Source organism: Levilactobacillus zymae (assembly GCF_032190635.1).
Classification (GTDB): Bacteria; Bacillota; Bacilli; order Lactobacillales; family Lactobacillaceae; genus Levilactobacillus; species Levilactobacillus zymae_A.
Window position 1 is genome coordinate 440,592 of the sequence record NZ_JAVLAS010000001.1, and the last position, 22,601, is coordinate 463,192.

Consider the following 22,601-nt stretch of genomic DNA (forward strand, 5'->3'; position numbering starts at 1 on the left):
TGATATATTTAACGTTTAAGAATATTTTAAGGTATAAAATTATTGTTTTTGTAATGTAATTTACATATGATTGGCGTTATACTTAACACCATCAAAGGAGGTTTGCCCAATGAAACCAGTTACCAAGCACTTACTACTATCGTCGATGCTCATACTGGGTACTTTAGGTATGACATTAGAATCTCAGCAAAAAGTACATGCCGCCACCATAAAGACTGGTTATACCACGCTTAAAACAGCCGCTTCAAAACGCAATGTCGCCACAACTGGAAAATACGCTTTATATACTAAGCCAGGTACGATCAAAGGTGCTAAGTTAGTTGCTTCCAAATCCCTAATGAAAAAGTTTGGCACCTATACAACTAAAGACGCCCAAACTTATGCTGATACCACTAAAAACCCAGCCTATAAGGGATCAACCTACTATTTCCGAGCTTACGGTTATAAAGTGACTAATACCGGTTCGGTTTACTATCGCGTGGTTTCCATGAATAAAAAATATCGGGGCTACGTATACGGTGGTAAAAAGATCAATAAATTTGCTGGTGGTCTCAGAACTGCCAAAACTACTTCTACCGTTACGAGCTATAATCATGCAAATGAATCTGTTGGGATTGCCGTTCCAGGCATATTATGGAATGTTGTCCCTTACACCCAATATCCCACTAAGAAATTAGGCCAAATGAAAGAAACCGTCGCAACTTCATTACCACACGCCGCAAAGTTTAAGATTGTCAAGGCCGCTAAACGAACTCGCGAGGGTGACGTCTTTGATTACATCGTCTCAACCGACCAATATCACTACGCTGGTTGGGTCAAATCTTCTTATATTCGTTCCTACACAGATATCGATACCGAATAATAGATACACAGAGGTCAACAATTTAATCAACACTTAATGACGTACTTTAGGCTGAGTCATTAGCCTAAAGTACGTCATTTTTAATAAGGTGGGCCTTACTTCAACTGAAAGTACGTGGTCAAGAAGGGCCGTGTCTTCTGGTAGACCTGGGTTTGTGAATAGGTCTTCTTTCCGTCGCCCCAGATAGAAATGGCTGAGCCGATGTTCTTAGTGCTGGTGGCTAAATTCTGATGGCTGGTCTTGTCCCAGACCTGGACCGTCCAGTTACGGGTCAGATCTTGTTGCCAATAGGTCACGTTGGCGGGGACGAAGGTCTTGGGCCGGGTGATGACGTAGAGGTACCAAAGGTTGGCGTTGATGGTTTGAAACCCGGCCGCGTTGAGCTGGGGCAACGTCGCCCGAATCTGCCGGTGGGTTTGGATCAGCTTGGCGTCGTTGGTTTCCCCGTCGTAGCTCCAGTAGGTGACCAGAATATTGTGGTCGAGCTTGGGTAAATCAGCGCGCATCAACCCGTCGTTCCACATACTGGTCTTGAGCCCCTTGCGGTTGAGGTAGCGGTTTAACCCGTTGGTATAGCTGACCGCCGTGGGCTGGGTGGCCTTGGTGGTACTGCTGTACTCGTCGCCACCGATGGCCAGGTGTTGGCCCCGGTAGAGGAGGCCGGTGTATTCACCCAATAGTGATTTGACGAAGCGCTGGGTTTGACTGACGTGGAGGTTCAGTTCGTTGCCGTGGGCGATTTGCTGCGCCAGCTTGCGGTTCGCCTTGCTCGACGTTTTGAGGAGCTTGATCAGCGCGGTCGTGTGCCCGGGCGTATCAATCTCCGGGATCACTTCGACGTGGCGTTGGTGCCCGTAGACCACTAAGGCCCGCAACTGTTTCTTGCTCAAGAAGGCTAGCTTGGTTTTCCGGTTGTAGTAGACGTCGCCCTTCTTTTTCGCGGCCTTGACGGTCTGGCCGAGCTTAGCGCTTTCCACGCCGTAGCGGCTGTCGTCGGTCAGGTGGAGCTGTAAAAAGGTGCCGCCGCCCGCGTGAATCTCGCGAATAAATTTCTTGATGGTGGTCACGGAATAGTACTGCCGCGCGTTGTCCAGGATCAACCCCTTGGACTTAGTGGCGGCCTGAGCGGTCGGAACACCCAGACTAAGCGTGAGGGCTAGGGTGATGAGCCCCAGCCAAATGTGCCAATGACGCATTCCAATCCCCTCGTTTCATAGTGTTTACCATTAATATACGAGTTTCCAGGTGGTTTGACCACGCATTAGCTCACGGGACGCAAAAGTGGCCGGTTGTGGGATTAGAAACATCAGTGGCCTAGCGCCAAAACCGGCCCATCAGGTGTCATCTGACGGGCCGGTTTTAATGAAATTATTTGACGATGCCCAGGTCGATCATGGACTGGGCCGTGGCGAGGATGGCGGTCTTGGCGGAGCGGGGGTGCCAGTTGAGCAGCGTCTGGGCCTTGTGGTTGCTGGTGCCGGCGTACTGACCCACGATGGACGCAATCATCCGCAGTTGCGGGTTGGCAACGGCCGCAGCTTTGACGGCTAAGTTGGGGATGGTCTTGGTCGGTAAGTTGGCCGCGTATTGCGGGAAGGCGTCCCGTAAAAGATTGGCGACGTCGAGCATCGATAAGGTCTCGCCGGTCGTGGCCAGGAAACGTTGCCCGTTGGCCTGGGGACTAGTCATGGCCAGCAGGTGCAGGCTGGCGACGTCGCGCACGTCCACGTAACCGGAATCGACGTGCGGGACGGCCTTAACCTGACCTTCGAGGAGCTGTTGAATTTGCACGTTGGAATGCGAGTACTTGGCCGATAAGACGGGACCCATCACGCCGACCGGGTTCACGGCGGCGAGTTCGAGGCCCTGGCCTTCTTCGCGGATGAATTGCCAAGCGGCTCGTTCGGCTAACGTCTTGGATTTTTGGTAGGGGTGAATGTTCTTGGCGGACAGGTCGGACCAGTCTTCTTCGGTATAGGGGGTGGTCCGGTGCGGGTGGCCGGCGAAAATGGCACCGTAGGCCGAGGTCAGCACCACGCGCTTGACCCCGGCGTCGCGGGCGGCCCGAAGTACGCGGCGGACGCCGTCGACGGCCGGGCGAATCATCTCGTCTTCATGCTTGAAATTCAGCTTTGGGGTGGGCGAGGCCACGTGAATCGCGTAGGTGGCACCGGCCATGACCTGGTCCCAGTTCGCGTCACTACCCAGGTCGGCGGCAACGACGTCGAGGTTGCTGAAGTCGGTGATGCCGCCGTTGGTCAGCATGTCTTCGATAACGGCACGTTTGGCCAGGTTCCGGACCGTGGCCCGGACCGCGTAACCTTGTTGCAGGAGTTGTAAGATGATGTGAATGGCGATGAAGCCGCTGCCGCCGGTAACGCTCACGAGTTGTTTTTGTATGAAAAATTCCTCCAATTTTCAGTTAAATCGAATTTAGTTTTGCGTGACACTTGTAACATCTGTGACCAGACTATACAATGGACTTAGCCCGAAAACAAGCGACTACCGGGCATCTGTGACAGAACGGAGGAATTGTTATGGCAGCGACCCAACATGCTCAACAACTGAAACAGGACTCGCAAACGTACCTGACCACGGCGCTTTTGCAGTTATTGGAAACGCACGACTTGAACACCATCAGCGTCACCCAGGTGGTCAAACGCGCGGGGGTCAGTCGAATGGCCTTTTACCGCAACTTTGAAACGCTCGACGATCTCTTAGCGGCGTACTTTCGGCCCAAACTGACCGCGCGCTTCAACGACGTGGTCAACGGCGTTCCACAAGCCGAAAAACTAGCGGCGATGGGCCAATTTTTCCAGGAGTTGGCGCCGACCCTGCAGCTGGCCACCCAACGGGGATTTGAGGAGATCATTCGGCAGGTGTTTAACCAGAATATGGAGGCTTTTTACCAGACCACTTTGGCGGAGACGCTCCTAACGCCGGTGCAGCGGCGCTACTGGACTAAGTTCATGAGTGCCGGGGTCTACGCGATTTGGCGCAAGTGGCTGTTGACCGGTCAACGCGAGTCGTTAACCACGATCCACGGGTTGATTGCGGGGTTTCAGACGCAGACTATGGCGAGTCTACGGGCCTAGGAGCGGTCCCCGGTTACTGGTCGGCAATGATATCGGCCGGCAGGTTTACGGGGGAACGTGCTAAAATGAATCTATGTAACCGGATACACAAAAGGAGGTAGGCACATGGCCTATATCGAAGTCCAACACGCGACCCGCGAGTTTCGCAGCGGCGACCAGACCACGGTGGCCAACCGCGACATCTCGTTTACCGTGGACCAGGGCGCCGTGGTGACCATTCTGGGACCCAGCGGCGCCGGGAAATCCACGCTACTCAACATTCTTGGGGGGATGGACTCACCCACCAGCGGTCGCGTCTTGATCGACGGGGTGGACATCGCCCAGTTTTCCCCAAAACAACTCACGACCTACCGGCGCCAAGCCGTCGGGTTCGTGTTTCAATTCTATAATCTAATTCCCAACCTGACCGCCCGCGAGAACGTCGAACTGGCCTCCCAGATCACCCAGGACGCCAGAGACGTCGACGACACGCTGGCGTTGGTGGGGCTCCAGGACCGCGCGCAAAACTTTCCCGCCCAGTTGTCTGGTGGGGAGCAACAACGCGTGGCCATCGCCCGCGCCGTCGCCAAGAACCCGAAACTCTTGCTGTGCGACGAACCCACGGGGGCGCTAGATTACCAGACCGGTAAGCAGGTCTTGCAGGTGATCCAAGACGCCGCTAAACAGACCGCGACCACGGTGATCATCGTGACCCACAACAGCGCCATCGCGCAGATGGGTGACCTGGTGATTCGAATCAACGACGCGCAGATTCAGTCGATCACGCCCAACGCGCACCCGACGCCGCTGGCCGAGATTGAATGGTAGGTGATGGAGAATGACACCAGCCTATTTTAAAACCATTTTGCGGGAAATTTGGCGCTCGAAGGCCCGTTTCTGCTCGATTCTGATTATTATTTTTCTGGGCGTGGCCTTCTACACCGGTATCCGGGCGACTGGACCGGACATGTCCCAAGCCGCCACCCGCTACTACCGGACTCAGCGCCTGGCGACCAACAGCGTGCAATCGACCCTGGGCCTGACCACCGCCGACCTAAAAGCCGTGAACCAACACGCCGGGGTGACCGCGCAGGCCGTACGGTACCTGGATCTCACCCAACTGAACAATAACCGGGTGGTGCGGGTGACCGAGTTACCGACCACCCAGAAACTCGACCGCTTGACGGTGACTAGCGGGCGCCTGCCACGGCGGGCCAACGAAATCGTGTTGGACGCCCAGGCCCGGCGCCTGCAGCCGCAACTTAAGGTGGGCGGAACTTACCGTATCGCCAGCACGGCCGCTCAGAACCGCCAGTTGACCCGGCGGACGTTTACCATCGTGGGGTTCGTCAATTCGCCGCGCTACGTGGAAAACGTGGACCGGGGCGTCACCACGGTGGGCAAGGGGACCCTGGATTACCTGGCCTACGTGCGGCCGGGCACGTTGAAGTCGCGGGTGATTACCCGCTTGGACGTCAACTTCCAGAACCTGCGCCACGTCACGCCGTATTCGGCGCGCTATAAAAAGCTTAACCGGGCCAACACGCAGCGGCTAAAGACCTGGTTGGCCCCGCAAGCCCGCCAACGCCAGGGCCAGCTACAAACGCAGGCCACCGCGAAATTAGCGCCGCTGAAACGGCAGGTGGCCGCGTTGAGCCAACAACTGCCGGCGACCAGCCCGGTTCTCACCAAACTAACGGCCAAGCTCCGGGCCGCTCAGGCGCAGGTCACCGCGATTCCGCGGCCGACCTACCTGTACACGGACCGGACCGATAATCCGGGATACACCGAATATCACGAAAACACGCAACGGGTGGTGGCCTTAGCGACCGTGTTCCCGCTATTCTTCATCGCGATTGCCGCGTTGATCTGTCTGACCACCATGACCCGGATGGTCGAGGAACTGCGCCTACAAATGGGAACGCTCAAGGCCCTGGGGTACGGCAACGCCGCGGTCGGCAGCGAGTTCATGCTGTACGGTGGTTTGGCCGCATTGTTGGGAACCGGTTTGGGCGTGCTGTTTGGCGTCAACTTCTTCCCCCGGTTCATCGCCCAGGCGTACGGCAGTATGTACAATCTGCCCGCGATTCAGGTCCAGTACCTCTGGGGCGACATTGGGGTCGCCCTGGCAATTGCGCTGGCCTGCACGTTGGGTAGCGCGTGGGTGGTCCTGCGCGTCGACCTGCGCAGCCTGCCGACGCAACTTCTCCAGCCCAAGGCGCCCAAGGCCGGCAAGACCCTCTGGCTGGAACGCTGGACCGGTCTATGGCGGCGGTTGAGTTTTAACCACAAGATCACGCTACGCAACCTCTTACGCTACAAGCAACGCCTGTTCATGACGGTGCTGGGTATCGCTGGCTGCATGGCCATGATGATCACCGGTTTTGGCCTGAAGGACTCCATCGGCGACATCAGCACCAAGCAGTTCAACGACCTGTGGCACTACGACGCCATCGTGACCCGGAGCGGGGCGGAAACGGCTGGTCAGCGACAAGCCCTGCGTCAACCGGCCAACTACCGGCGCAGCCTGACGCTGAAATCCAGTCAGGTGACGGTCAAGCAGGCCGGGGTAGCGGAACAAACCGTCACCCTGGGGGTCCCGCAGACGCCACGCCAGCTGAACCGGTTCGTGACCTTACGCGACCGGCAAACGCAGCGCAACTACCGCTTGACCGATCACGGCGCCATCATCGACGAGAAGTTGGCCAAGCTGACCCACGTGAAGGTGGGCGACACCCTGGCCTTGAAGGCGGCGGGGCAGACCACCCGGCACGTGAAGGTCGCCGCCATCGCCGAAAACTATATCAACCACTTCGTGTACCTGAGTCCGCGTTACTACCGCCAGGTGTTTCATACCGCACCGACCTATAATAGTAATTTCGTGCAACTCAACCATTCTGGTGAAGCGGCCGGCAACGCCTACGCCAACCGACTGTTGAAACAGGCGGGCATAGTCAACGTGACGTTGATGCAGACCGAACGCCAGACCAATTTCAAGATGTTCGACAGTATGAATCTCGTGGTCCTGATCTTCGTGATCTCGGCGGGCGCCTTGGCGCTGGTGGTGCTCTACAACCTGACCAACATCAACGTATCCGAGCGGATTCGCGAGTTGTCGACCATCAAGGTGCTGGGCTTTTACGACAACGAAGTCACCCTCTACATCTTCAGAGAAAACCTGATTCTAACGGTGCTGGGGATTCTGGTGGGCTGCCTGCTGGGGGATGGGCTCCACGCCTACATTCTCCAAACGGCGGAAACCAACGCGTTAATGTTCTCGCCGGGGATTCATCCGGTCAGCTATCTGTACGCGGCGGCGTTGACCCTGGTCTTTAGCCTGCTCGTGATGGGCATCATGCACGTCAAGCTGAAGCAGGTCAACATGTTAGACGCGTTAAAATCAGTCGATTAAATCGCTTGACTTAGAGGCGGCTCTAACTTGTACACTAGGGTCAATCAATTAGATGACGGTTTAAATAAATAGAACAATTAACTTTAAGCATGAAGGGAAGAAAATACATGGAATACCGACAATTTGGGAAGACCGGCTTCAATATTAGCGAAGTGTCGTTAGGCACCTGGCAACTCGGGGGCAAATGGGGCGCCGAATTTAGCGAAAAGGATGCCTTGGATACCCTAGCCGAAGCCTACGACCGCGGCGTGAACTTCTTTGACACCGCTGATGGCTATCAGGGTGGGTTGAGTGAAAAAGCCGTGGGGACGTTCATCAAGACGCACCCCGACGTCCACTTCACCACCAAGCTGGGCCGCAAGGAAGAACCACTATCCTTGGAACACTTTAACCCGGCTCACGTGGACCGCTACGTGGACGAGTCGCTGCAAAACATGGGCGTCGATGCGCTGGACATGGTCCTGTTACACTGCCCACCGACCGACATCTACTACACGCCGGAAACCTTCTTCGAGTTGGATAAACTGAAAAAGGCCGGTAAGATCCGTAACTACGGGGTCAGCGTTGAAAAGGTCGAACAGGCCATCAAAGCCATGGACTACGACATTTCCGCGGTAGAAATCATCTTTAACATGTTCCGGTTGCGGCCGGCCAACCTGTTCTTCGATTTAGCGAAGCAAAATAACATTGGTGTCTTAGCCCGTGTGCCGTTGGCCAGTGGTCTGTTGACCGGGAAGTTTACCGCCGACACCAAGTTCTCCACGGCCGACCACCGGAACAACAACCGGGACGGCCAACACTTCGACAAAGGGGAAACCTTCTCCGGCGTGGATTACCTGACCGGAGTCAAGGCGGCGGCCGAACTCAAGGAACGGTTGGGCACGGATAACTTGGCGGCCACGGCGCTACGGTACATCTTGATGTACGATGCCGTTTCCGCGGTGATTCCGGGTGCCAGCAACCCGACGCAGATCGAACGCAACACCAGTGCGGCCGAGTTACCGGCACTGAGCGAGGCGCAGATGGCCATCGTGCGTGACGTTTACGACCAATACATTAAGAACCCCGTGGACTACCTCTGGTAACCGACGGGACGACAAAACCGGCGTTGCTCTTCTAGCGAGCAGCGCCGATTTTTTTGCAGTTAAATAACTTATTTCAACAGGTACTTGGCATCGAATTCGGGATCTTGGGACGTCAAAATCTTGGGACCGTCCTTGGTGATGGCCAGGGTGTGTTCGTATTGGCACGACAGGGAACCGTCGGCGGACACGTAGTATTCCCAGTTGTCCTTGTCGAGCTTGTCGGTCAGTTCGAAGGTGCCCAGGTTGACCATGGGTTCGATGGTGATGACCATGCCTTCGCGTAACCGAATGCCGTGGCCGGCTTCCCCGTAGGCGGGAACGTCGGGTTCTTCGTGCATTTCGGTACCGATGCCGTGGCCAATCAGGTCGCGGACGTCGCCCATGTGGTTCTGGGTTTCGACGTAGTCCTGGATGGCCGCGCCGATGTCCCCGATGCGGTTACCGATGACGGATTGGTCGATGCCCAGGTACAGGGCCTTCTTGGTGACGTCCATGATGTGTTTGACGTCGTCGCTCACGTCACCGACCGCGTAAGCCCAGCAGGAGTCGGCTTGGTAGCCGTCTAAGGAAACGGTCATGTCGACTTTGACCAAATCGCCGTTCTTTAACAGGCGGCCCTTTTGTGGGGCCATGTGGGCAACTTCATCGTTGATGCTGATGCAGGTGGCGTAGTGGTAACCGTCGACGTCTTTTTCGGACGGGATGGCGCCGTGGTCGGCACAGTATTGCGTGGTAAACTTTTCAATTTCCCAGCTGTCGATGCCCGGTTTGATCAAATCGCGCAGGCCGATGTGGATGTTGGCTAGCAGGGTCCCCGCTTCGTTCATTTTTTCAATTTCACGTGGTGACTTAATGGTAATCAATGGAAAACCTCCCTAAAATATTCTCTACGAGTTCAAATGTACACTACTTGGGGCCCGATATCCAGATAATGGCCGGACAAAAACGGCGGCGTGTGAGGAAAGCAGCAAGTGTTTCGGGGGGTGAGCTGTCCACTTTGGCAAAAGTGGACGTTGTCGACCCTAGTTGAAGGGGATAAACTTAGGCAACTGACCCATAATGTCGCGTTTGCAATTTAGGAGAAAAATCTGAATGAAAAGAATCATAGAGTATGCGTTAGTCTTAACGGTGATGTTGGGCGTCCTGGTGTTTATGGTTCAAGGTAAATCGACGGGGTCCTCGTCATCCTCGAGCTTAACGGCGCAGACCAACCCTAATATTAGTAACTACTCACCCGATAAGACGTATCACCGGGGAGATTTAGTGGTTTCCAGCGGGACGGTCTACCGGGTTTTGACCAAGATTGGTCCCGATAATGTCCAAAAGAACTTGAATCGCTTGGACCCGCACTATTTTCAGAAATTAAAGGATTAACGACCGGTCGTTCTTGAGAGGAACGGCTTTTTTGTTATCAAGATAGATTAACGGTGGAACGGTGCTGAACGGATTGGTAACTTGCAAATGCAACTAACGCCAGCAACCCAGAATTGAGTGTTTCACGTGAAACAACGGTGCGTTAGGTTGCGTTCTGATTACGCATCACCCCGATAACGATTGGCAAAATTAATTAGGTCACTGAGCGGGTCTGGCTTTTTTCAGAAAAGTCAGGCCTTTTAGTTGACCTCGAGTGGACTATAGGTTGTAAGCTGGTCAGTGGATTAAAGAATAGGAGTGTGCAAATCTATGACAAAAACTTGGTTAATTACGGGAACTTCGACGGGCTTTGGCAAGTCCTTAGCCACTTTCTTGGCCCAAAAGGATGACGTGAACCTGGTCGCTACGGCGCGGCACACCGACCAACTGGGCTACCTGGACCAATACGATCACGGGCAAATCCTGAAGGCCACGTTGGACGTCACCAACCGCGACGAAATCGCCGCCGTGGTCAAAGCCACGACCGACAAGTTCCACGGCATCGACGTGTTGATCAATAATGCCGGTCTGGGTTACTTCGGGACCTTCGAAGAAAGCGACCGGGATGCCGTTCGGTACATGTTTGACGTGAACGTCTGGGGCCTAATCGACATGACCCGGGCGGTCTTACCCACCATGCGGGCGCAAAAGCGCGGTATCGTGGTCAACTTCTCGTCCATCGCCGGGCTGGCTTCCTTCCCAACGCTATCCTTCTACAATAGTAGTAAGTACGCGGTCGAAGGGGTCACCGAAGCCGCGGCACAGGAAGTGGCCGGTTTGGGCATCAAGTTCATGTTGATCGAACCCAGCGGCTTCCGGACCGACTGGGCAGGGCGTTCGTCCCAAAAGACCATGCCGAAGTTGGCGGATTACCAACAATTCGCCAGCCGCATCGAAGGCAGTGAAGAGGGGGCCCACCACGAGGCTGGCGATCCCGACAAGGCCGCGGCCATCATTTACGACCAAGTCACCAACCACGCGGCGGACTTGCCGTTGCGTTTGCCACTAGGCCAGTGGTCGACGGATACGGCCATCGACAAGTACACCAAGACCTTGGCGAACTTCAAGGCCTTGCATGACCTGTCTGCATCGGCGGACCAACCGGAAAAGTAACGGTTAACTTCAATTTTGATTATAAAATCCGTCACGGGGCAGAGGTGCCGCGTGACGGATTTTTGGTGATCAGCATTCAATTTATTTTTAGCGTCACTTTTGGCCGTCGCAACGTTTGGGGTGGTGGGCGTCATCGCAACGCCAACCAGCACGGCGCAGGCGCAAACCAAAATGAGCATGAAAAGCATTCCAAAGGCCTATCGGGGGACTTGGTATCAAGGGGTGAAGGGAGCCCCGACTTCGTACATGGCCGTTAGAGTTTCCGCAAAATCGTATACCTGGTTCACCATCAATATCAAGTATCAAGTACCAACTAAGTATCGAATTCATCAACTCAATTTGAACCGCTCCAAGGCCGCCAAACTAACTGCTAAGAATAGCGATTGGAACGCTGCTTTTATGAACCGACATCAATTGGTCCTCGCTAGTTGGCCCGATTACACGAAGACAACCTGGCGCAAAAACTATAGTGAGATGATGAAAATTACCACCATTAAATATAAGGGGAAGCGGGTTAAGGTCCTTGCTTCTCGCATAGATTTGCAAAAACATCCAGACTATTATTTCAAGACCAAGACCATGGCTAAACATTTTCCATATTAACGAAAAGCCCAACGAAATTTTAATTTCGTTGGGCTTTTAGCTACTTATCGCGATAAAAGGTCCCGTAAGAATAATAAGGCGTAAATGTCACGCTGGTCGAATGCAACAGAATCATCTTGTGGTTGTGTTGTGAAAAATCGGCGACCTGGTATTCGGTTTTGCCCCGGGCGTTCTTACCATACAGGAAGACGCCGTTGTCCACCAACGGCGCGTAGTGAACCCGCCGGACGATGCCACTAGTCTGGTGGCTCGTAGTGAAATGCTTTTGCCGGGTATAGTCCAAGCGGTTGACCCGCGATTGCCCGGCGACCTTAGTGGTGTAGCGCACCCGCCAATAGTAGTGGCGCGCCGTGGGGTGGGCGTAGCGGTGATAAACAGTGTGCCAGGTCCCCCGCAGTACCGCGGGCGTCCCAACGTGGGTGGCCGCGTGCGCCGGGGTGACGGTCCCCAGACCGAGGAGCCCCCCCAGTGTCAGGGCGGTGAGCCCCAGACCAATCCTTTTAATTAACCTCAAAATACGCCGCCTCCTTCAGGTCTCCAGTATACCGCAGGACCGCCGACACCACGCAAAAACGCCACCGCAACGGGTGACGTTTTTTGTCTTATTTGGCAATACCGTGTTCGTAAAGGTGCTGGTACAGGGCCAACTCGGCCGGGGTATCGCGGCTACTATAGAATTCAATTTGCCGGTTAGCATTTTCCGGGCGCAACAACCCCTGCTGCTTAAGGTGGGTGGCGAGGTTGTTCGCCAAGCCCTCGTAGCCGGTGTAGACGGTCACGGGGTGGTCGTACTCGCGCCGAATCATGTCGGCGATGAATGGGTAGTGCGTGCAGCCCAAGACGATTGCGTCAATCGGATCGTCGAGGACCGGGGCCATCAATTGATCTACCAGTGCCTGGGTCTGGTCGATGCCGGCGTAGCCCTTTTCAATATGGTCCGCTAAACCGGGACAGGGCAACGACTCGATGTGGGTCCGCTCCTGAAAACGCGCCACCTGGGCGTTGTACTTGGGTAGGCCGATGGTCAGCGGCGTGGCCATCACCAAGATGTGTTGCTTACCGGCGTCGACCGCCTGCTTCAGGGCCGGCTCGATGCCTAAGATGGTCATCTCGGGATTGGCCGCCATGAGGTCGCGTTTGGCCGCGCTGGTCGCCGTGTTGCAGGCGATGACCACCGCCTTGACCTGGTGCAGTTTAAGTTGCGCCATGACGTTGGCGGCCAGGTGTCGGACCGCCGTGGAACTTTTTTCACCGTATGGGGCGTTGGCGGAATCCCCGTAAAACACAAAGTCTTCGTTTGGGAGCACTTTTGCGAGCGTCCGCAAGGTGCTGATGCCCCCGACGCCAGAATCGAACACGCCGATGGGTGCTTGTTGCTTTGACATAACGAAACGCCTCCTAAGCTTCCATTAAAGTCCCTTTTGGCGTTTTCTGCAAGACCTGAGTTTGCGAAAACGTCCAGAAAAATTAACCGGAAGGCGGGGACCGCTAACGGGAACGGTGGGCGCGCCGCCACCAGATCACGCTGGCGAGGAGTGGGGCTAAGAGAATCAGGAGGATGCGGACCAATTGCCGGCAGACGAAGTTCAAGAGGTCGGCCAACGGGTTGTCGTCGAAGGGCAGTAGCGTGGCCTTGGTATGGGCGACACGCCACAGGGACCCCCGATCGGCGTTCACGATATCGGCACCGTGCAACCGAGTGACCAGCTGGCGGGGCGTTTGGTTGGCAAGGTGAGTCGTGTACCGTTTCTCCAGGGGCGCCACGACCGGGTAAAAGCCCAGAACAGCAATCAAAAAGTAGGTATCAAAGCCCGTCCAGTCGAGATGAACGGCCAGCCCCACCGTGCGCGCCGTAAACAACAGGATGAGACTTAGGGGAAAGAGACCCTTGAGGTAGGCTTTGAGTAGAGACGTTAACTTTGCGAGCATTCGAATCACCTGGTTAGAGTGAACTGGATTTTCGTGGGGCAAGTGGGCCCCGTGGATTGACCCTATTATTAGGCGGTCGGGGGGGGAGCGGCAAAACTAAAGTCCGTTTAGTTGGGACTTAATAAAGTCAATTGTGCTTGGGGCCGTACGCTGGTGACGGTTAGCAAAACGGGCGAAGCGACTGATGGATCGGCACTACCGGCTTAAGCCATTAAACTGATTAGTGGCTATTTTCGTAGATAATTACCCAACCACTCGCGGCGAATGAGCACCAGCTAGTCGTTGCGCTAAGCCGGCCTATACTAGGGCTAATTTTCGAGGCAGGTGAGGATAACTTGAAACGGTTGAAGAAGTTTCTGAATACGCCGGTGCGGGTCAGTCCCGACTTTCACCGGCTCACCAATTATCTCGTGGTCTACTGCCTGGGATTGCCCGGCTACCTAGTGCTGATCGTCCTTAATTGTCGGTTTATTCGGGGCACGTTCATTTTTAACTGGGATTGGGCGTCGTGGTACGTGACGGGCTGCTACTTACTGCTACCGGTGGAACGAATTTTTGGCGCGGTTTTGAACCGGTCCGGGCGTTCTCCGGCCGCCGTACGACGCCATGCCCCCACTGATCAGCCCGATACCGTTGCCCGGACGTCAACTCTGCTGCGCCAACTGCCGCTTAACTTGCGGCTGCTCGGGCCCGGCGACGTGCCGTTGATTCGACTGGTTCTTCTCGTTTTAGGGTTGATTTTTACGCCGTTCGTTTTGCTGGGGATGCTCCTACTTTACGGGTGGCGCAAGCGATTGTGAAGATTAGTGGCCAAAAACGCCCCCGGCACCATGATTTGATGACGGGGGCGTTTCGGGTTGGCGCCTATTTCTTAGATCAATCGGCGGCGGGCGTCCGGCGTTTCAGCAACGCGGTTAGGGCCCAACTCCCGCCCAGTCCAACCAGGACGAACGGGAAGAAATCTAAGCCCACGTTGAACAGGGGAATCGTGTTGCCCGCCCAGGCGTCGATGGTTTTAAAGAACGTCAGGTTGGCGAAGAACGGGGGCAGGTTGTGGATGGCGTCCAGGATGGCCGGAATCAAGGTGAAGGCCACCGTGGTTTTGTAGATGAGCGGGTTTTGCCCAATCAGGGGATGCAGCACGCCCAAGAAGATCAGCGCCATGGCAAACGGGTAGATGAAACTCAATAGCGGCGTGGAGTAGAGGATGATCTGCGTCAGGCCGAAGTTAGCGATGATAAAGGCGCCCAGGCAACTGATGGTCAAGAAGAAGTGGTAGCCTAACTTAGGGAACCGTTCGCCCCAGTCCTGCGACAGGGCGGCCATCATGCCGATACACGAGGTGATACAGGCCAGAAAGGTAACGGCGCCCAGGATGGCGGTGCCGGCCAGGCCGGTGTAGTGGGTCATAATTTGGGTAAAGGCGGTGCCGCCTTCCGCGGAAAGGTGCAGGTAGCTGAGACTAGACGCCCCCAGGGCAATCAAGAAGATGTAGATTAACGCCTCGAGACTCATACTGATGGCGCCGACCTTCGCAACGGCACGGGACCGTTGACGGCTATCGGTCAGCCCAAACAATTTGAGTGCGGCGATGATGGTGACCCCAAAGCCCAGACCAGCCAGAGCGTCCATGGTGTTGTAACCCTGCAAGAACCCGTTGATTAGGTTACTCCCGGCACCGGTCGAGGTGGGGAAAAGGTTGATGTGGCGCAGGTCGCCCTTGATGACGAAGGCCATGAAGAAGATGAAGGCCAATAAGGCTAGCAGGATGGGGTTTAAGAATTTGCCCACGTAATCAGCAATTTTATTTTGATTGTAGGCCATCAGGTAGGCGATGCCGAAGAACAATGCGGAGAAAATCAACAGGCCGAGATGGTCGTAGCGCTGGGGCAAGAAGGGCTGAATCCCGATGGCAAAGGTCGTGGTCGCGGTCCGGGGGGAAGCGACTAAGATCCCCAGCGTCAGGTGAATCAAGATTAGGAAGAAGAGCGCAAACTTTTTACCGGCGGGCGCGGCCAGGTCGTAGGCGCTATTGCTGCGCGTCAGGCTGATGGCCAGGATGGACAAGAGGGGCAACAGAATGGCCGTCAGTAGAAAGCCGATGGTGGCTGGTCCCCAGTTGCCGGCGCTGAGTTGGCCCAGGTGAATCGGAAAAATCAGGTTGCCGGCCCCGAAAAAAAGACCGAAGAGTAAGGACCCTAAGATTAAGTATTGCCGTTTGGTTAATGGTTTATTCATAAAAATGACCTCCTGTGTAGGTGCGGTGGGACGAAAAAAACGCCCTTAGCAAGAATTGCTAAGGACGTGACTGAACGTGTACCACCTTAATTTCTGACCACCTCACGATGATCAGCTCGACAAGTACCACCACCGCCTGCGCAGACCGGTGATGAGACTTCATTGCTGTAATGGGCGCATTCCCAGTGACCACTTCGGCTGAGCCGTCGCGGCCACGACTTGTAGATTACTTTCGTGTGGTGTGGTGATGGCCCCGTTGCACTGACCCGGAGCTCCCTGAGCATCGTGACACCGACTACTCTTCTACGCATTGTCGTTAAAAATTATTTAACTATGCTGTTTATCATAGTCGGATTTTTCGAGAAGTCAATAGGGAATATGAGGAAATTCTAATTTTAATTAGGAGCGACAATTGCCGAATCAACCTATCTTTTAGACTGGAATCGCTGGTATAACAATGATTTGGTGATGGCGGTTGACTACGGCTAAACTAGGGAAATACGATATCTGTTAATTTGATGAGAAAATGCGATCTGCCCAGCGGCGGATCGCATTTGGTGCAAGTTAATCGTAAATGGTTGGGTGGCGGGAGACCACGGCGAGCATGACCGCCACCCCTCAACGCATGGAGGGACTGATTGGTACGAGGATTAATGGCGGAGAAAAATTATTTTAATGAGACTGATCAGCCTTCAGTAAGTTCAGCAGGTCGCGGTCGCGTTGGGCCACGACCTCTTGGCCAGCCGTCCCGGTCCAGTTGTAGAAACCCTGGCCGGTTTTGAGCCCCAGCTGATGAGCCGCGACCTTCTTGGCTAGCGCGGGGTCGGTCCCGGTATCGTTGGCTAAGTCGGCGTAGAGGTAGGCACTGATATTGTTGAACACGTCTAGGCCACCGAGATCGGCACTGGCCACGGGACCCACCAGACTCCAACGTCGGCCCAGACTGTACTTGATGATGTCGTCGACCGCTTCGGGCGTGGCGATGCCGTCATCGATGATGTGCAGAGCTTCGCGCAAGACGGCCAGTTGAATCCGGTTGCCCACGAAGCCCAGTGCTTCCTTTTGCAACGGAACCGCGTGTTTGCCGATGTGGGTCATTAGCGCCACGGTGGTGGTGACGGTGGCCGCGTCAGTCTGTTCGCCAGGCACCACCTCGACCAGTGGCATCAGTTGCGCGGGGTTCCAGAAGTGGGCGACCACGAAGCGTTCGGGATGCGTCAACGTCTGTTGAATGGCGGTGGGGCTGAGGCCGGAGGTGTTGGTGGCGAGGATGGTCTGATCGGAAACGTATTTTTCAGCTTCTTGCCAAACCAGGCGCTTAACGTCTAATTTTTCCACAACGGATTCAATTACAAAGTCGGCGGCAGTCAGTGCCTCTTGATAATTGGTAGTGGGGTGAATTCTGCTCAAAATAGTCTGGGGGGTGTCGGATAGAATTCCCGCTTGTTCAAACGTTTCAAGGTCATGTTTGATGCCAGCCATTCCGTTGTTTAAGGCGTCGTCGCTGGTGTCTAATAAGTTGACGGTGTAGCCATGCATGGCGAATTGTAATGCAGTGGCATGACCCATAGTACCAGCACCGATATTGCCAATAACTTTAAATTTTGATAAGTCCATGATGTAATAGATCCTTTCTGTTCTTTAAGCAACAGCTTTTTTGGCTGATTTTTGCTTTAAATAGTGATGGGAGAGTGTGATTGAGATGACCACAGCTGCGCCACCTAGGGCGTACAGAACACCATTAGTCGTGATAGGTAGACTATATGAGCCGGTGATATCGAAGATCTTACCATCCACCGAAACGGCGATGGCGGTGGCAAAATTACCAAACATAGAAATGATAGACAGGATATTGTTATAATCCTTGGGACCAAATTGTTTGCGAATAAAGTAGGGCAACGAAACTAGCATAATTCCTTGGCCCAACCCCAAAACGAAACCGGAACCAACTAATAAGGAGGTGTCCCTGAAAATCAGTAAGCTCAACCAACCAACAATGCCAAAAACAGCGTACATAATAATGACGACTTGATTATTGAAGTGGTCCAGGAACCATCCGATGCTGACCTTACCAGCGGCGGCCCCTAGCATAATCCCGGAAACGACGGTTGCACCGATCGTTAAGGGAAGATGGATGCTTACAATATAGGGGGAAACGTGTTGAACAAGACCGGCGACCCATTGTAAGGCAATCATAGCGAAGGTGATGAGGTAAAACATCGGCGTCTTAAGGGCTTGTTTGAATGACAAGCCTTGCCAGTCTGCCTCGCTAGTTTCGGTGGTTGTCACTTCTTGGTAGCCAAAGGGTTTAGTTTGTCCAGTGGGCTTGTATCGAATGACGAAGAGCGTAAACGGTAATATGGCAATTAAGGTGATGGCTCCCTCAACAATCCAACCAGAGCGCCAACCAAAATTAGTGATAACAGAACTAACGATGGGATTAAATAATGATCCACCAATTGCTGACAATCCTAAAGCAATGCCTAAAACGGTTCCGAGATACTTTTGAAACCAATTTCCTAGCAAGACGGGAATGGACAGAGTTAAGGCGAAGGGCTGCATAATACCAATGATGGTCCAAACAACGTAAAACTGAACGATGCTGTGTGCGAAGCCCAAACTAATAAAACCTAAACCAATGATGGTAAAGCAGATGGTTAGTAATAAGCGGATATTAATCTTTTCCATGAGTTTACCGGCAAAAAGTAACGTAATGGCACAAGCGATATTCTGGAATGTGACCATAAGGGATACCCCAGCACGAGTAATCCCGAAGGAAGCGCTAACGGGTTCGAAGAATAGCCCAATAGTATCAACGACCATCCCAAAACCAACTAATGAGATAACACAGGTACTTAGAAAGATCCACCAGCCATAATGAATTTTATGCACGATTCATCATCTCCTAAATAGAGTATCAATAACGGTAAGCGCTTACTTATTTCTGTACAATCAAAAGCATAGCGGGTCTATTAGGAAAAGACAATATGTGAAAAAAATATCAAAATGTAAAACTGATAGTTGTTTAGGAAAATATCTGAAGAATATTGGTTGAGAGTAGCATTTATTATTGCTTTTTATATGATTTTTATTCATATAAAATATTAGGAAATAATATAATGACTTACGCTTGGGAACTAACCGCCTGATCAAAAATTCGACGAACCTGCGCTACTAGTGGATCTGTGTTTTTCTTGGACACTGCTGATAAGAGTTCCCAACTTAATTGAGGAAAGGGAACGACACTGAGGTCGTTGATTTGGTAACCTTTAAGGATGTTACGCGGCAGCACGGTAACTAGCGGTTGAGTTCGACAAGCATTCAATAGAAAGCTCTCAGATGATGAGGACATGACGATATTGGGCGCTTCTTTTTCGTAGCCAAAGAGTGTATATAATTGCTCACGAATCGTGAACGAACGGTTTAATAAAATTAAGGGTAATCTGGAAAGTGCCGCTATGGTAATGTCGGGGGTGACTTTAATCAGCTTGGGGTTGAAGACAAGGGCACCACTATCGCGAATTAAGCTTTTCTTTTCCAGGGAATCGTACTTTAAGGGAGCGACGACGTAGGCAAGGTCGACTTTCTCTAAGAGTAATTTCTGTTGAAGGCTTTCACCGCCGTCGTCATCAATTTCAATTCGAATATCCGGGTGCTCTAGAATGAACTCTGGAAGGATTTGGGCGAAATGGGAGACCAGTACGGCCGAAGCAATTCCCAGGCGAATTTTACCTGAAAATTGTTGTCGCTGGTGAACGTTAGTGATCATGTGGTTGTAGTCACGGACCACCTTTTTGGCGTCACGATAGAATCGTTTGCCTTCGTTAGTTAGCCCAATAAGTCGTTTACCATGGCGAGCAAATAATTTAACTTGTTCGGTTTCCTCAAAGTTAAGCACAGATTTACTCATGGTTGATTGGGAAACGTGGACTTTCTCTGCAGCTAGGCTGATGTTGAAGTCGGAAGAAACAATTTCGATAAAATAAATAAGCTGGACGATGTTCAATAGAGTGACCTCCTCGTATAGCTTTAATTCTGATTTTATATGAATTATCAGAATATGTAAACTACTCGGAGCATTGTAATGATAATATATTCACAAAGATAAAACGATAACGACTTTAAAATTTTCATTTTGGTAAAATAATTGGGCATTGTAATTTGTTGGGAGCGCTTTTTATAATGGCACCAGAAACGCGAATTGAAATTGTAGGAGGTCAAACCCATGAAAAAGATTCGAATAGGTTCTGGTGCCGGCTATGCAGATGATCGGATTGAACCGGCGATTGATTTAATTAATCGCGGAAATCTTGATTATATTGGCTTCGAATGCTTAGCGGAACGAACGATTGCCATTGCTCAAAATCAAAAGCAGGCGGATCCAACCAAAGGTTACAATGACTTGTTAGAATATAGGTTTAGTAAAATCTTACCGGCCATTAAAGCACATCCCACTAAGGTCATCACGAATATGGGCGCTGCGAACCCCCAAGCAGCTACCGCCAAGGTTGTGGAGATGGCGCAAAAGGCGGGATTGTCGCATCTAAAAGTGGCGACGGTAACGGGCGATGATGTAACGCATAAGATTAGTCAATTCGGACAACAACCGATGATGGAAAATCACCAAGCGTTATCGACGTTGAACCGACACGTTATTTCTGCCAATGCTTATCTGGGGGCTCAGCCAATTGTCGAAGCGCTAGACCAGGGTGCTGACATTGTTATCACGGGGCGGGTAGCCGATCCGTCATTATTTATTGCTCCCTTAGTCCACGAATTTGGGTGGTCGTTTGAGGATTATGATAAGTTAGGCAAAGGAACCTTACTGGGGCATTTGCTGGAATGTGCGGGACAAGTTAGCGGTGGCTATTTTGCCGATCCGGGCTATAAGGATGTCGACAACTTGTGGGAATTAGGATTTCCGTACGCAGATGTTCAAGCTGATGGCGATATTGTCTTACATAAATTGCCAAATACTGGTGGTTTGTTGAACGAGGACACCGTCAAGGAACAGCTAATTTATGAAATTCAAGATCCGACGAAGTACTATACGCCAGACGTTGTTGCTGACTTTTCCAACGTTGAGGTCCACGCGGTTACAAGTGGTATTCATGTTTCTGGAGCGACCGGGACGGCTAAGACCAAAAAGCTAAAGGTTAGTGTGGGTTATGAAGATGGGTATATCACAGAAGGTGGGATTAATTACGGTGGCCACAATGCCTTTAACAAGGCAAAATTAGCGAATGAAATTGTCCAAAAGCGTTTGGAATTATTAAAAATTCCCGTCGATGCCTTTCAGGCGGATTACATTGGCGTCGATAGTTTGTATCATGGGGTACTACCAGCACCAGCGCAAATTAGCGAAGTTCGAGCGAGAATTGCGGCCCGAACCAGTACAGCTGCTGCAGCTCACGAAATTGTCCGTGAGGGGAAGTCCCTCTATACAAATGGCCCATCAGCTGGTGGTGGCGTCCGTACGATTACGCAAAAAATCGTGGCAATTGCTTCGATTACAATTCCGGAAGACGAAACGCAGCCGCAAATTAACTATACGGAGGTAAACTGAAATGAAACTTTATGACATTGCACATTCCAGAACGGGTGATAAGGGGAACACGTCCACGATTTCGTTAATTCCGTATCGGGCAGAAGATTTTGCGTTAATTAAAAAATATGTGACTGAGGATAGTGTGACTAAATGGTTTCAGAAGTTAGGGGCAATTAACGTCACCCGATACGAATTTCATAAGGTTCCAGCACTTAACTTTGTCATCGAAAATGCTTTAGGCGGTGGTGTTACGCACTCCTTGAACATTGATCGTCATGGTAAATCGTACAGTAGTGCTCTGTTGGAAATGACCATTCCAGATAAATAATAAAAATGACACTCTCGATTGGTGGTCGAGAGTGTCATTTTGGTATGAATACTGAATAGTTTGAAACAATGTTCTTAGGGTTTAATTGCTCGCCCCATCGAACCCAATGAAGGTGTAGTACGGCACGCCGCTAACTAGGTAGAGACTGTCGAAGGTGCCGGCCACGCCCTTGAGGGAGTTACCCAAGATATGCTGTGGTTGGTGTAGGTTTTCGATGGTTAATTTGTACTGCTGTTTTCCGGTCCGGTTAACCCGCTGGAGGTTGAAGCCACGGAGGTCGTGAGCGAAATACAGATCGCGGTACGGGTCGTGAAAGTTGGTCCGGGTGATCTTAGCCTGCGTATCCGGTCGTTGGTAGAAGCCGAGATTCGCGTTGGCGTTGGCGTCGTAACTGAGCAGTTCGACAACCCCATCCGGCGTGATGCGTAAGCTGGTCTCGGTGGGCTCGGCGGGACTTAGTGCCGCCGCAGCGCCACCTGAGTACAGGTCGCCGTGACTGTAAGCCACCATGTACTTGGGACAGGGAACTCGTTTAAAGGCGGTGAGCTGAGATCCACTAATGACCGTAGGCGTGGCGTCCGTGTCGGCAATCGGATCGACCGTGTACCCCTTGGGTTGGACCTGACTTAATAACGCGTAGCTTAACCGTGAACTGTAAATAAGTAGCGCCTGTTGTAGGTGAGTGCCGACCTTTTGGGTGGTCAGGTACCCGGCCACCGTGGTGCCCCGCGGCAACGTCAATTGACGCTGCTTAGTTCGTCCGCCGTGGTAAGTCGGCCGGTATTGGACCGTGACTTTTGTCTGGCGGGTGGTCTGGTAATACTCGCTGAGGTTGAGGTAGTCGGTGCTGGCCGTGTAGTGGCCGACCTTGACCAAGGACCCCGGGATCTCGGTTTGGGCGTTCGCCGTGGCCCCTCCGCCGAGCATCGTCCCCAGAAGTAGGGCCAAGCCCCATTTGATAATTGTTCGCATGCCGTTACTGGCCTCCTCGATAAC

The 22,601-nt window shown here is 52.7% G+C and carries 22 protein-coding genes; 11 read left to right on the forward strand and 11 right to left on the reverse strand.

Annotated elements, in window-relative coordinates; genetic code table 11:
• Nucleotides 1-109: 109 nt before the first annotated feature.
• Nucleotides 110-862, forward strand: a complete 753-nt coding sequence (locus RI501_RS01955; protein WP_313820105.1) for a hypothetical protein — start codon at nucleotides 110-112, stop codon at nucleotides 860-862.
• A gap of 95 nt (nucleotides 863-957) precedes the next feature.
• Here the strand turns inward: RI501_RS01955 and RI501_RS01960 are convergent, their stop codons facing one another.
• Nucleotides 958-2,058, reverse strand: a complete 1,101-nt coding sequence (locus tag RI501_RS01960; protein ID WP_313820106.1) for a family 20 glycosylhydrolase — start codon at nucleotides 2,056-2,058, stop codon at nucleotides 958-960.
• Between the two features lie 172 nt (nucleotides 2,059-2,230).
• The gene (locus RI501_RS01965) at nucleotides 2,231-3,262 is read right to left on the reverse strand and encodes an SDR family oxidoreductase (RefSeq protein WP_313823112.1); all 1,032 of its coding nucleotides are present in this window, start codon (nucleotides 3,260-3,262) and stop codon (nucleotides 2,231-2,233) included.
• A 137-nt stretch (nucleotides 3,263-3,399) separates the two neighbouring features.
• Here RI501_RS01965 and RI501_RS01970 point away from each other — a divergent pair, with 137 nt between their 5' ends.
• From RI501_RS01970 to RI501_RS01985, 4 genes are all read left to right on the forward strand, one after another.
• Nucleotides 3,400-3,957, forward strand: a complete 558-nt coding sequence (locus RI501_RS01970) for a TetR/AcrR family transcriptional regulator (RefSeq protein ID WP_313820107.1) — start codon at nucleotides 3,400-3,402, stop codon at nucleotides 3,955-3,957.
• Between the two features lie 105 nt (nucleotides 3,958-4,062).
• Entirely contained in the window at nucleotides 4,063-4,764 is a 702-nt protein-coding gene (locus tag RI501_RS01975) for an ABC transporter ATP-binding protein (RefSeq protein ID WP_057734503.1), read from the forward strand.
• A 10-nt stretch (nucleotides 4,765-4,774) separates the two neighbouring features.
• Nucleotides 4,775-7,348, forward strand: a complete 2,574-nt coding sequence (locus tag RI501_RS01980) for an FtsX-like permease family protein (protein WP_313820108.1) — start codon at nucleotides 4,775-4,777, stop codon at nucleotides 7,346-7,348.
• A gap of 107 nt (nucleotides 7,349-7,455) precedes the next feature.
• Nucleotides 7,456-8,433, forward strand: a complete 978-nt coding sequence (locus RI501_RS01985; RefSeq protein WP_313820109.1) for an aldo/keto reductase — start codon at nucleotides 7,456-7,458, stop codon at nucleotides 8,431-8,433.
• Nucleotides 8,434-8,501: 68 nt separating this feature from the next.
• Here the strand turns inward: RI501_RS01985 and map are convergent, their stop codons facing one another.
• On the reverse strand, nucleotides 8,502-9,296 hold the full coding sequence (gene map, locus RI501_RS01990) for a type I methionyl aminopeptidase (protein ID WP_087741316.1): 795 nt from the start codon (nucleotides 9,294-9,296) through the stop codon (nucleotides 8,502-8,504).
• 229 nt (nucleotides 9,297-9,525) lie between these two features.
• Here map and RI501_RS01995 point away from each other — a divergent pair, with 229 nt between their 5' ends.
• The 3 genes from RI501_RS01995 (at nucleotide 9,526) to RI501_RS02005 (ending at nucleotide 11,562) form a co-directional block, all read left to right on the forward strand.
• On the forward strand, nucleotides 9,526-9,807 hold the full coding sequence (locus tag RI501_RS01995) for a hypothetical protein (protein ID WP_313820110.1): 282 nt from the start codon (nucleotides 9,526-9,528) through the stop codon (nucleotides 9,805-9,807).
• A gap of 309 nt (nucleotides 9,808-10,116) precedes the next feature.
• Entirely contained in the window at nucleotides 10,117-10,959 is an 843-nt protein-coding gene (locus RI501_RS02000; RefSeq protein ID WP_057734522.1) for an SDR family NAD(P)-dependent oxidoreductase, read from the forward strand.
• Nucleotides 10,960-11,058: 99 nt separating this feature from the next.
• A complete protein-coding gene (locus RI501_RS02005; RefSeq protein ID WP_313820111.1) occupies nucleotides 11,059-11,562 on the forward strand; it encodes a hypothetical protein in 504 nt (167 codons plus the stop codon).
• Nucleotides 11,563-11,602: 40 nt separating this feature from the next.
• On the opposite strand, the gene RI501_RS02010 is transcribed toward RI501_RS02005, so the two are convergent.
• The 3 genes from RI501_RS02010 to RI501_RS02020 form a co-directional block, all read right to left on the reverse strand.
• Nucleotides 11,603-12,076: a hypothetical protein gene (locus RI501_RS02010; RefSeq protein WP_313820112.1), complete on the reverse strand. Its 474-nt coding sequence runs from the start codon at nucleotides 12,074-12,076 to the stop codon at nucleotides 11,603-11,605.
• 88 nt (nucleotides 12,077-12,164) lie between these two features.
• Nucleotides 12,165-12,947: a glutamate racemase gene (gene murI / locus RI501_RS02015; protein ID WP_313820113.1), complete on the reverse strand. Its 783-nt coding sequence runs from the start codon at nucleotides 12,945-12,947 to the stop codon at nucleotides 12,165-12,167.
• A 103-nt stretch (nucleotides 12,948-13,050) separates the two neighbouring features.
• Nucleotides 13,051-13,491: a hypothetical protein gene (locus tag RI501_RS02020; RefSeq protein ID WP_313820114.1), complete on the reverse strand. Its 441-nt coding sequence runs from the start codon at nucleotides 13,489-13,491 to the stop codon at nucleotides 13,051-13,053.
• Between the two features lie 335 nt (nucleotides 13,492-13,826).
• Between RI501_RS02020 and RI501_RS02025 the strand changes: the two genes are divergently transcribed.
• Nucleotides 13,827-14,291 carry a hypothetical protein gene (locus RI501_RS02025; protein WP_313820115.1) on the forward strand — a complete coding sequence of 155 codons (465 nt, stop codon included), beginning with the start codon at nucleotides 13,827-13,829 and terminating at the stop codon, nucleotides 14,289-14,291.
• A 76-nt stretch (nucleotides 14,292-14,367) separates the two neighbouring features.
• On the opposite strand, the gene brnQ is transcribed toward RI501_RS02025, so the two are convergent.
• The 4 genes from brnQ to RI501_RS02045 all read right to left on the reverse strand — a co-directional run bounded on the left by brnQ (nucleotide 14,368) and on the right by RI501_RS02045 (nucleotide 19,735).
• Nucleotides 14,368-15,729, reverse strand: a complete 1,362-nt coding sequence (gene brnQ, locus RI501_RS02030) for a branched-chain amino acid transport system II carrier protein (protein WP_313820116.1) — start codon at nucleotides 15,727-15,729, stop codon at nucleotides 14,368-14,370.
• A 672-nt stretch (nucleotides 15,730-16,401) separates the two neighbouring features.
• Nucleotides 16,402-17,346: a 3-hydroxyacyl-CoA dehydrogenase family protein gene (locus tag RI501_RS02035; RefSeq protein ID WP_313820117.1), complete on the reverse strand. Its 945-nt coding sequence runs from the start codon at nucleotides 17,344-17,346 to the stop codon at nucleotides 16,402-16,404.
• 24 nt (nucleotides 17,347-17,370) lie between these two features.
• Nucleotides 17,371-18,621 (reverse strand): MFS transporter, encoded by a 1,251-nt coding sequence (locus RI501_RS02040; protein WP_313820118.1) that lies wholly within the window; start codon nucleotides 18,619-18,621, stop codon nucleotides 17,371-17,373.
• A gap of 232 nt (nucleotides 18,622-18,853) precedes the next feature.
• Nucleotides 18,854-19,735, reverse strand: coding sequence for a LysR family transcriptional regulator (locus RI501_RS02045; protein WP_313820119.1), 882 nt, complete (start codon nucleotides 19,733-19,735; stop codon nucleotides 18,854-18,856).
• Between the two features lie 219 nt (nucleotides 19,736-19,954).
• Here RI501_RS02045 and RI501_RS02050 point away from each other — a divergent pair, with 219 nt between their 5' ends.
• Together RI501_RS02050 and RI501_RS02055 are read left to right on the forward strand one after the other, a co-directional pair.
• Nucleotides 19,955-21,295, forward strand: coding sequence for an acyclic terpene utilization AtuA family protein (locus RI501_RS02050; RefSeq protein ID WP_313820120.1), 1,341 nt, complete (start codon nucleotides 19,955-19,957; stop codon nucleotides 21,293-21,295).
• Between the two features lies 1 nt (nucleotide 21,296).
• Nucleotides 21,297-21,605, forward strand: a complete 309-nt coding sequence (locus RI501_RS02055; protein WP_313820121.1) for an AtuA-related protein — start codon at nucleotides 21,297-21,299, stop codon at nucleotides 21,603-21,605.
• Between the two features lie 81 nt (nucleotides 21,606-21,686).
• Here RI501_RS02055 and RI501_RS02060 read toward each other — a convergent pair whose 3' ends face one another.
• Nucleotides 21,687-22,577, reverse strand: a complete 891-nt coding sequence (locus RI501_RS02060) for a hypothetical protein (protein WP_313820122.1) — start codon at nucleotides 22,575-22,577, stop codon at nucleotides 21,687-21,689.
• Nucleotides 22,578-22,601 lie beyond the last annotated feature (24 nt).

Coding starts and splice junctions, on each gene's coding strand:
- RI501_RS01955 (WP_313820105.1), top strand. CDS start 110: ATGAAACCAGTTACCAAGCACTTACTACTATCGTCGATGCTCATACTG.
- RI501_RS01960 (WP_313820106.1), bottom strand. CDS start 2,058: ATGCGTCATTGGCACATTTGGCTGGGGCTCATCACCCTAGCCCTCACG.
- RI501_RS01970 (WP_313820107.1), top strand. CDS start 3,400: ATGGCAGCGACCCAACATGCTCAACAACTGAAACAGGACTCGCAAACG.
- RI501_RS01975 (WP_057734503.1), top strand. CDS start 4,063: ATGGCCTATATCGAAGTCCAACACGCGACCCGCGAGTTTCGCAGCGGC.
- RI501_RS01980 (WP_313820108.1), top strand. CDS start 4,775: ATGACACCAGCCTATTTTAAAACCATTTTGCGGGAAATTTGGCGCTCG.
- RI501_RS01985 (WP_313820109.1), top strand. CDS start 7,456: ATGGAATACCGACAATTTGGGAAGACCGGCTTCAATATTAGCGAAGTG.
- RI501_RS01995 (WP_313820110.1), top strand. CDS start 9,526: ATGAAAAGAATCATAGAGTATGCGTTAGTCTTAACGGTGATGTTGGGC.
- RI501_RS02000 (WP_057734522.1), top strand. CDS start 10,117: ATGACAAAAACTTGGTTAATTACGGGAACTTCGACGGGCTTTGGCAAG.
- murI (WP_313820113.1), bottom strand. CDS start 12,947: ATGTCAAAGCAACAAGCACCCATCGGCGTGTTCGATTCTGGCGTCGGG.
- RI501_RS02020 (WP_313820114.1), bottom strand. CDS start 13,491: ATGCTCGCAAAGTTAACGTCTCTACTCAAAGCCTACCTCAAGGGTCTC.
- brnQ (WP_313820116.1), bottom strand. CDS start 15,729: ATGAATAAACCATTAACCAAACGGCAATACTTAATCTTAGGGTCCTTA.
- RI501_RS02035 (WP_313820117.1), bottom strand. CDS start 17,346: ATGGACTTATCAAAATTTAAAGTTATTGGCAATATCGGTGCTGGTACT.
- RI501_RS02050 (WP_313820120.1), top strand. CDS start 19,955: ATGAAAAAGATTCGAATAGGTTCTGGTGCCGGCTATGCAGATGATCGG.
- RI501_RS02055 (WP_313820121.1), top strand. CDS start 21,297: ATGAAACTTTATGACATTGCACATTCCAGAACGGGTGATAAGGGGAAC.
- RI501_RS02060 (WP_313820122.1), bottom strand. CDS start 22,577: ATGCGAACAATTATCAAATGGGGCTTGGCCCTACTTCTGGGGACGATG.